At 63.4% G+C, this 8260-nt stretch carries 7 protein-coding genes; 3 read left to right on the forward strand and 4 right to left on the reverse strand.

Features of this window, described 5'->3' with window-relative positions; all coding sequences use genetic code 11:
• Positions 1–107 precede the first annotated feature (107 nt).
• The 3 genes from IAE77_RS14990 to IAE77_RS15000 all read right to left on the reverse strand — a co-directional run bounded on the left by IAE77_RS14990 (position 108) and on the right by IAE77_RS15000 (position 3575).
• Positions 108–881: a hypothetical protein gene (locus IAE77_RS14990; protein ID WP_294227828.1), complete on the reverse strand. Its 774-nt coding sequence runs from the start codon at positions 879–881 to the stop codon at positions 108–110.
• A 112-nt stretch (positions 882–993) separates the two neighbouring features.
• On the reverse strand, positions 994–2373 hold the full coding sequence (locus IAE77_RS14995; RefSeq protein WP_294227830.1) for a hypothetical protein: 1380 nt from the start codon (positions 2371–2373) through the stop codon (positions 994–996).
• Positions 2373–3575 carry a hypothetical protein gene (locus IAE77_RS15000; RefSeq protein ID WP_294227831.1) on the reverse strand — a complete coding sequence of 401 codons (1203 nt, stop codon included), beginning with the start codon at positions 3573–3575 and terminating at the stop codon, positions 2373–2375. Before IAE77_RS15000 ends, IAE77_RS14995 begins: the two co-directional genes overlap by 1 nt.
• A gap of 230 nt (positions 3576–3805) precedes the next feature.
• On the opposite strand from IAE77_RS15000, the gene IAE77_RS15005 reads away from it, so the two are divergent.
• On the forward strand, positions 3806–4738 hold the full coding sequence (locus IAE77_RS15005; protein ID WP_294227832.1) for a DUF2167 domain-containing protein: 933 nt from the start codon (positions 3806–3808) through the stop codon (positions 4736–4738).
• A gap of 3 nt (positions 4739–4741) precedes the next feature.
• Positions 4742–5824: a hypothetical protein gene (locus IAE77_RS15010; protein WP_294227834.1), complete on the forward strand. Its 1083-nt coding sequence runs from the start codon at positions 4742–4744 to the stop codon at positions 5822–5824.
• A gap of 688 nt (positions 5825–6512) precedes the next feature.
• Here the strand turns inward: IAE77_RS15010 and IAE77_RS15015 are convergent.
• On the reverse strand, positions 6513–7484 hold the full coding sequence (locus IAE77_RS15015) for an alpha/beta fold hydrolase (protein ID WP_294227836.1): 972 nt from the start codon (positions 7482–7484) through the stop codon (positions 6513–6515).
• 61 nt (positions 7485–7545) lie between these two features.
• Here IAE77_RS15015 and IAE77_RS15020 point away from each other — a divergent pair, with 61 nt between their 5' ends.
• Positions 7546–8118 carry a septal ring lytic transglycosylase RlpA family protein gene (locus IAE77_RS15020; RefSeq protein WP_294227839.1) on the forward strand — a complete coding sequence of 191 codons (573 nt, stop codon included), beginning with the start codon at positions 7546–7548 and terminating at the stop codon, positions 8116–8118.
• Positions 8119–8260 lie beyond the last annotated feature (142 nt).

An 8260-nucleotide genomic window follows, 5' to 3' on the forward strand; every position in this document is an offset into this window, starting at 1 on the left:
TCTCAAGAGACTACGAGCGTCTGGCCTCGACTCTGACCGGCATGCACTGGCTGGCCTTCGCAACCCTCATGCTTTCTTCTCTATTCGGCAAAAGTTAATAACAGGCTCTAATCGAGACGCGGCTCGATCTTGAGCGTGGGCGGCTGCTGCATGGCCTTCGCGGTGTCCTTGGCCGCCGGTTCATCAGGAAAAATCACCACGATCTCCCGGATGGCGTCGATTTCTGACTGCGGGTGCTCCTTCAGCACCCAGGCCTGCACAAACTTCGCCACGGACTGCCGCGACGCCTCGCGGATGTAATTGATCTTGCCCGGCACGGCGGCACGGCGTTCGAGGACACCGGTCAGGCCCTTCTCCAGATCGGCAAGGTTCTCTGCCGCGTTGAAACGCAGCCAGCCGGCCGCCGATTTCTTCTCCATCGTCTCCGTGCGGATCGCCGGCGGCAGCGATGGCCGGATCTGCGGTGCGATCACCACGCAGCGGCCGTCCTTCACCTCGAGCTGCCAGTCGTCGGACAGCTTCAAATGATAGCGATACACCACCATCGTTCGGATCTCCGACTCGGTGGTGCCGAGATAGACGATGTCGAACACGGTCTTCGAATCGAACCGCGTCACCGTCTCCTCCGTCTCCATCGTGGCCAGTTCCAGCACGTCGCCATTCGTGGAGAGGATGCGCTTCACATTCTCACGGAAGGACTCCGAGATCGTCTGCTTCTGGAAATGCTCCGCCAGCCATTTGAATCCAAAACCCGAGTCCACCAGCTTCCACCCGACCACGCAGCCGATGATCACCACCGCGGGAAACGTCATCGCCATCAGTGCGAAGCAGCCGGGGCCGCGGCGTGGCACATTCGTGGGGGCGGCATTCGGTTCGGTCATGCGCGGAGGATGAGTGAAGGCCGCAAACATGCTGCGGCGCGTGGCCGCTGCCAAACGCGAATCTCGTGAAACAATCGCCCGTTCTATCTGGCTTCCTGCCGTTGCGAGACGGTCAGGGGTTCGCCTGGATGCTAAGTTTCAGCAGGGCTGTGGCGGCCTCCTGCTGGAGTTGGGCGTCCGTGCGGCCGTCGAGCAAGATGCCCATGTGGATATGGCCGAGACGTTCCGTGAGGTAGTCCGGGTGGGGCGGCTGGGGAGCCTCGGGCGCCTTCAGGTAGTTCGGGTATTCAAAACGGCCATCAGGCAGCTTTTTGACCTCGGGCTTTTTGAGGAACTCATCCATCGAAGCCCGGTAAGCCTCGAACTGCTTCACAAAGGCGGTGTGTTTCGGCTGCTCGGCACGAATGGCGTCGAGAAACTTCAAAAGGCGCGTGCCTTTGCCATCGCCGTCGAGGTGCATGAAGTAATACGTCAACAGCATCGAGCTGTGGTAAAAGCCGACCTGCGGCACGGGGCTCGTTTCGCCCCAATCATAGCGGATCTCCCCCGCTTTCCTCGCCAGCGGCGGGCGGATGATGTTGCGGATGAAATCCAGCGGCGGTCCGCTGAGCCGGTATCGGCCGCTGAGGCGGTCCTTGTTGTAGCGCTGCACGCTGGCGAGCAAGTCGCTGTGGCGGAAGGTGCCGGACTTGTAAGGGATGCATTCCACATACTCGGCGCTGCCTTCAATGAGCCAGCGTGGCAGCAGCGGCAGAATGTCGTGCATCATCATGTGCGTGATCTCGTGCACCAGCGTTTTGAGCTCGAAGTTGTCATCGCGCGTGTAGCCGTTGGTGCCGCGTTTGAGGCCCAGGCTGTCGAGCGGCACCTTGAAGACCTTTTCATCCCGCACATACACGCCACCGCTGCCGGGAGGGCCGCCGGCCGCATGATACGTGTCCATCGTCTGGTAAAGCTCCGCCCGGAAGTAGCCATTCACCGGCTGGGCCTGGACGCCGAGCGGACTCTGGCTGAGCAGCTCATACGTGCCCTCGAAAACGCGGGCCACGTCCTTCATCACAGCGGGGGTGAGCTTGTCCTGCGCGTGCAGGACATACTCAAAGCGGCGGGACCGATAGAGGTGACGACCGGGCTTGGACTGCAGCTCGACGTAGTCGGCATTCGTGAGGCCGTCAGGAGCCGTCAGCGAGGCAGGCCAGGTGGTTCTGGCCATCACAGGCACCGATACGGGCAGCGGCGTGGATGAAATCGGCGCGGCGGAGGGATCAATGAGCGTGCTGATGTTCAAAACGACGTGACCCTGGTCATCGGCGGACAGGTTCTTGATCGGCACACGCAGGGTTTTGCCCTCGGCGTTCTGCAAAAGCACGTCCCCGCCGTCAAAGCCGCGCAAAACGGCCTGCGTCTGGTTTCCCCGTGCATCGGTCCAGGGACGAATTTCGGCGGAAAAGGCCGTTGAGGCCAGCAGGAGGCAAAAAAGGCTCTTTTTCATCATTTGGCGAGCTGGGCGGAAATTTCGGCGGCAACGGCGGAAGGCGTTTTTTGCTCCAGAAGCAGCGGCAGCAGCAGCCAGGGCAGATCATCGCCTTTCTCGAACGCATGCGGCGGTTTCGGTGCCTCTGGAACATGGGTGCCCGGAGGAAAGCGGTAGCTGCCATCGTCCAGCTTCTGGGCTCCAGGCAGCTTTTTGAGCTTGTCCCAGTCGGCGTCGTACTTTTGGGCGTCTTCTTCGAAGGCCTCCCACTTCGGCCGGTCCTGCATGGCCTGGCGGAGCATGTTCGTGATCTGCCGGGCACGGCGGCCGTCGAGAAGACGTGTGAAGCCATGCACCACGGCGAGGGCATGCTCCTTCGAAAATGAGGCTGGTTCTCCGCGAACGAAAAGCTTCTCCACCTCCGCGGCGGAAGGTTTGGCGGTGGATTGAAGTTTCGCAGGCACCTCCGCGCACCACGCCGTTCCGCCCACGGTCGGGATCTCGGCGATGCAGTCTGCCAGCGCGTCCGGCAGCCAGGGCGGAACGAGGCCGATGACATCCCGCTGAAGCATGTAGGCGACGAACTCCTTCAAATGGCGCCCGGCCTCCGGGCGTTCATCGCGCACCCATTCGCCACCGAGTTGTTGCAGACCGGCGGCGCCGATGGGGATGCGCAGCGTGCCATCTTTGTCGAAGACGTTGCGGTTCGCGTCGATCTCCCCCTGTGGCAGCAGGGCGATTCGAAAGTGTCCTTCATGCGTCGGCGTGGCCAGAACTCCCCACGGAGCGACGCGGAAGATCTCGTGGATCACCTCGCAGGCCTCGGCGAGGTCACGCTGCGTGGTCGGCGGCAGTTTTTCGGTCGTTTGAAATGCGAAATGCTTCGAGTGAAAGCCGTCGGACGTCTCGCTGACGGCGGAGTCGGCCGGATCGACGGAGAGTGGCCGGCCCCAGCCCGCGCCGGCTTTCTGACCGACGTTTGGCGGCGTCATGGCATCGAGCACAAGCCCGGGAAGGCGTGCCCTGACGTAATCGCGATCCACAGCGGCGAACTGGGCCAGCGGAAACGCGGCGGTGCGGCCGTCGGGCGCTCGCAGCAGCACATTCGGTCCGTCGATGCCACGCAGCTCCGCCTGGAACTTCATCGCGGCGCCTCCTTCTCGCGTCCATTCACGTGCAAAGGCGGGTGTGGTGATCAGGAGAAGCCAAATCAGGCGCATATCGGATGCTGCATAGCAAATCGGCGCGTCTGCTGGCAAGGCGAAAACTGCGCCAGGGCACGAGGATCCCGGTTTTGAGCGCAGGTCCATTTGTGTACGATCACCCGTCGGGCACGAGCTGATGAGAGGGCGGGTTGAAGTCGCGTGAAACATGCCGACCGCCGCCAGACGAATCTGTCGAAACGTCACCTTGACGATCTCCCGCCGCCCCTGCCACACTCGCCGCCTGCATGAAATGCTCCTCCGTTTCCCGTGTCGTGCTGCTGGCGAGTCTGGCGGTGTTTTCCTCCCTCCACGCCCAGCAGCCGGCCGGCAGCGGCCCGCCCGCCACGGCGGATGAGAAGGCGGAGCAGATCAAGAAGATCAACGAAGAGATCGAAAAGGTCGGCTGGACGCGTCAGGGCGTCGGCAAGATCGGCACCATCGCCCAGATCAACATTCCGCCGGGCTATCGCTTCACGGATGGCAAGGGAGCCGGCCAGATGCTCGAATTCTACGGCAATCCCCCGTCCGACAGCTACCTGGGCATGCTGGCCACGGAAAACTTCCAGGAGCACAGCATCATCTTCGAATTCGATGATGTCGGCTACGTGAAGGACGACGAAAAAAACAACCTGAAGGCCGACGAACTGCTGGCGTCCATGCAGAAGGCCCAGGAGGCTGGCAATGAACAGCGCAAGGAAATGGGCCTCGACGAGCTTGAGATCACCGGCTGGGCGGTGCCGCCACGCTTCAATGACCAGACCAAGAACCTCGAGTGGGCGCTGAAGCTCAAATCGAAGGCCACAGGAAGCGTCACCATCAACCACAACACCCGCATCCTGGGCCGCAACGGCGTGATGGAAGTCACCCTCCTCTGCTCCCCGGAAGAGCTGGAGCCGCTGCTGCCCGGCTATCAGACCATCCTCAACGGCTTCTCCTACGTCGAAGGCCAGCGCTACGCCGAGTTCCGTGAGGGCGACAAGGTCGCGAAATACGGCCTCACCGCGTTGATTGCCGGCACCGGGGCTTTTGCCGCCGCCAAGATGGGTCTGTTTGCCAAGCTCGGCGCGGCCTTCGCGAAACTCGGCAAGGCGGCCATCCTCATCGTCATCGGCGTCCTGGCCGCCATCAAAAAATTCTTCGGCAAGCTGTTCGGAGCACGCCAGACGCCCGGCGAATAACGCATGACCGACGGCCAGACGCTCTTCGCGGTCTTCGCGCTGCTCTACCTCGTCGAATGCCTCCGCCTCGTGCCATCCACGGCCTGGATGGCCGCAGGCTCCGGCAGATCGGGCTGGCGGGTGCTGCGTCCGTGGTCGCGTTTGCACACCGCCGGTGGCTCGCCGCTGCTGCTGTCGTTTCTGCCGCCGCTCCAGGCCCATGTGCCGGCCCTGCCATGGCTGTTGGTGCCGCAAAACGACGGCCTGCAGGTGCGATTGACCGATGATCAGGTCGTGCGCCTGTCGTGGGATCAAATCCGCCCGCGAGTGGAGGAATCCACCCTACACCTCGATTCTGCCACGCGTCTGCGCCTGCCTTCCCAGGCGCTCGCGGAGCTGTGGTGTCAGCGGCTGGTCGATTGGCGCGACCTTCCCCCGGAAAAACGCCGCAGCGCCTTCCTGAAGCACGCACGCGGCACGCTCGACACCCCAGCCGCCATGAAAACCGCCGACGAGGCGGCGCAACGCACCCGGGCCCTGCGAATCAATGCCACCCTTCACTTCCTCTGGTGCTTTGGCGTCATCAGCATCGTCTATCGCCGCTTTGGCGACGGCCCCGCCGTGCTGGCGGCCGCAGGCGTCCTCTTTCTGCTGCAAATCATCCAGTCCTGGCTGTTTCTCCGCGGCACGCGTTCGATCAAGGCCCTGATCCCGCATCGGGGCTGGCGGGCCCTTGGCATCGCCTTCCTGCCGCAGATCACCATGCGGGCCGCGGATGCCGTGAGTCTTGTTGGGAAGGATGAGCCGCCTCATCCGCTGGCCTGGCACGGCCTGGTGGATGAAAAGGAATGGCTCCGCCATGCCCGCCATTTCTGGCGCAAAGCCCGCTACGTTCCGGGCTGGGCGCAGGCAGACACCCACCCGCCCGAAGCCGAGGCGCTTCAGGGGTTCTTTCGCCAGCACAACATCGCCGAAGCCGATTACGATCCTCCCCCGGCATCTCAACTGCCCACCTGCCCCCGCTGCGGGGCCGAGTTCCAGGCTGGCATCACATCCTGCAAAGACTGCGGCGGTGTCGAACTGCGCTCGTCGGCCGGCCCCGCCTGACAGGGCGGTTGCTCAATGCGGGTGGCGGTTCGGGACCGCCGGGAAACCGCTTCCCCCCGTCTGGCGGGGGCTCCCAAAACGCAACGGGGGGCGCCCCCGGCCGAGTTTCCGGAGCCCCCGGTCGCATTTCCGGCACCCCCGGCGGCATTTCCGGAGCCACCCGCGGGACCGGGGACGGCATTTTCAGGCCCAAACAGCCCTCTGTTGGCAAAAAGGGGACCCAATTCGGTGCGACATGGGTGGAGGGCCGGGAGCAACGCTGGATTTTCGCAGACCCCCATGAGGAGAAGCGCCAACGGCGCGTGACTCCTCAGCCCGGGATGCAATCCCGGGATCCATGCCCACCTGCGGCCAATGATGGAAGGCCAGCCCTGCAAGGGCGGCACTCGACACCGTGCTCCCGCCATCACGATCCATCTGCCAGGATCGCCCTGAGTCGAGTCCCGCCCTTTCAGGGCTTCACCCAGTCCGAAAAGCGTTCTCATTTCTCGCAGACCCAGGGCTTCGCCCGTGGGCTGAGGAATGCCGCGCCGTTGGCGCTGACTTTCGGCGGCAGGCTGTCAGACACGGTTCTCAAACACGGGCTGGCCCCTCTCGAAGTCAGACGCCTTTCCCTGCGGGAGGCAGACATCGCCACGATGGGGGGCGGAAAGAGGCTGGGTGAATGAGACAGGATCCCATGATCTGCTTATCCGCCCACATGCTCCAGAAACCACGCCGCCATCTCCGCATAGATCGGAAAATCGGTGGTCAGCACATTGTCGTGATCTGCTCCTGGGATCTCGATCCAGTTTTTCTCCAGCGTCTCCGGGATGGCTTCATACAGTCGTCGGCCGCATTCCCATGGAATCACACGATCGGCGGTGCCGTGGGCGATCATCACCGGACAGCGCAGCTTTGGCACCAGCGCGATGGAATCTGCCTCCTGCAATCTCATGCCCGCCTCCCATTGAAACAGGGGCGCCGTGATCGTCTGCCAAGCCTTGCCGGCCCAGCGGCCGGCGATGCGTTCGGATTGATGCCGCACCACATTTTCCAGCCTGTCGAAGGTCGAGACAAACACCGCCGCTCGCCATGGCGCGTCGTTTTCTGCCGCAGAGCGGATGCTGACGGCGCCGCCCATCGAAATGCCCATGATTCCTGCCGGGCCGGGGGCAAAATGGAACTGCGAGGCCGCTTCTTGAAGAACCGTCGGCGGGATGCGTGCCTCCTTCACACCGTAACAGGCGATTCGGCCGGGATGATCGCCATGCGCGGGCAGATCCGGCAGGATGCAGCGAAATCCGGCCGCGCAGAACCGCTCTGCAATGAGCAGGTAGTCCTCCTTCCTCCCCCGGCGACCGTGAACCAACACCAGATTACCGATGATCTCACCCGCAGGCCGCAAGGTCAGGCCTTTGCCGGTCAGTTGCTCCCGCACCCGCTGGCCACGGCTGCCCAACTGCCCCAGCGGCGGCGGCTCGACCAGGACGCACGGGGTGCCGTCGTCACACGTGAACGGTTTCAAAACGACGCCATGCGCCGCCGGGTCAGCCAGAAACTCGCGATGATAATCCTGCAAGCCGCGCCGGGGCGGATGCGCGAGCTGGCCGGCCGCCCACCAGCCTGCGGCCAGCGGTGACAAACCAAACGCCGAAGCGAGGAGGACACGCCTTTTCATCGCCCCAGCATGAGCCTGATTGTGCCGGACGCCAATCCGCATATCATCGCCACCAGCAATCATGAATCATCTGCTCCGACTCCTCACCGTCGCCCTGTCTGTTTTCCTCGTGAATTGCGCCCAGCCTGCCTACAAGGTGCGCGGCTACGCGTCCTACATCGCGGATCATTACGCCGGCCACATGACCACCTCCGGGCAGGTCTATTACCCGCAGGGCTGGACGGCCGCGCACACCACGCTGCCCTTCGGCACGGAGGTGAAGGTGAAGAACAACCAGAACGGCCGCTCGGTGAAGGTCATCGTGAACGACCGCTTCCCCAGCTATCCGGGCCGCGTCATCAATCTCTCCCGCGCGGCTGCCGAGTACATCCAGATCCCCTACATGCAGATGGCGGATGTGACGGTCACGGCCAAAACGATTCCCGGCCAGCAGGCCAACACCGGTTCCCGTCAGAATGCGCCCACGCCGCCGCCTCCCGGCTACGGTTCGCCAGCTCCGGCCGGTTATGGTGCTCCGGCGGCTTATTCATCACCGCCCGCGTCGAACTATGGTGCCCCTCCCGCTGGTTCCGGCACCAGCGCCCCGCCCAGCGGCCTGCCGCCTCCTCCAACGGGTTATCCTGACCTGCGATAGCGCTGAAGGACTGAGCAGAAACAAGAGGACAGAAAAAACTGTTTTTGCCCTCTTGTTTCTGTCCAGCCAGGACGGATGATAAATGCGTTGTAGCGCGGAATTCCGATTCCGCGGCGGCACCGACCCGGTATCGGAATACCGG

The organism is Prosthecobacter sp., assembly GCF_014879935.1.
GTDB lineage: Bacteria > Verrucomicrobiota > Verrucomicrobiia > Verrucomicrobiales > Verrucomicrobiaceae > Prosthecobacter.

What these genes read in the sequence shown, in the direction of transcription:
- IAE77_RS15000 (WP_294227831.1), bottom strand. Translation starts at nt 3,575, where the DNA reads ATGCGCCTGATTTGGCTTCTCCTGATCACCACACCCGCCTTTGCACGT.
- IAE77_RS14990 (WP_294227828.1), bottom strand. Translation starts at nt 881, where the DNA reads ATGACCGAACCGAATGCCGCCCCCACGAATGTGCCACGCCGCGGCCCC.
- IAE77_RS15020 (WP_294227839.1), top strand. Translation starts at nt 7,546, where the DNA reads ATGAATCATCTGCTCCGACTCCTCACCGTCGCCCTGTCTGTTTTCCTC.
- IAE77_RS15010 (WP_294227834.1), top strand. Translation starts at nt 4,742, where the DNA reads ATGACCGACGGCCAGACGCTCTTCGCGGTCTTCGCGCTGCTCTACCTC.
- IAE77_RS15005 (WP_294227832.1), top strand. Translation starts at nt 3,806, where the DNA reads ATGAAATGCTCCTCCGTTTCCCGTGTCGTGCTGCTGGCGAGTCTGGCG.
- IAE77_RS15015 (WP_294227836.1), bottom strand. Translation starts at nt 7,484, where the DNA reads ATGAAAAGGCGTGTCCTCCTCGCTTCGGCGTTTGGTTTGTCACCGCTG.
- IAE77_RS14995 (WP_294227830.1), bottom strand. Translation starts at nt 2,373, where the DNA reads ATGAAAAAGAGCCTTTTTTGCCTCCTGCTGGCCTCAACGGCCTTTTCC.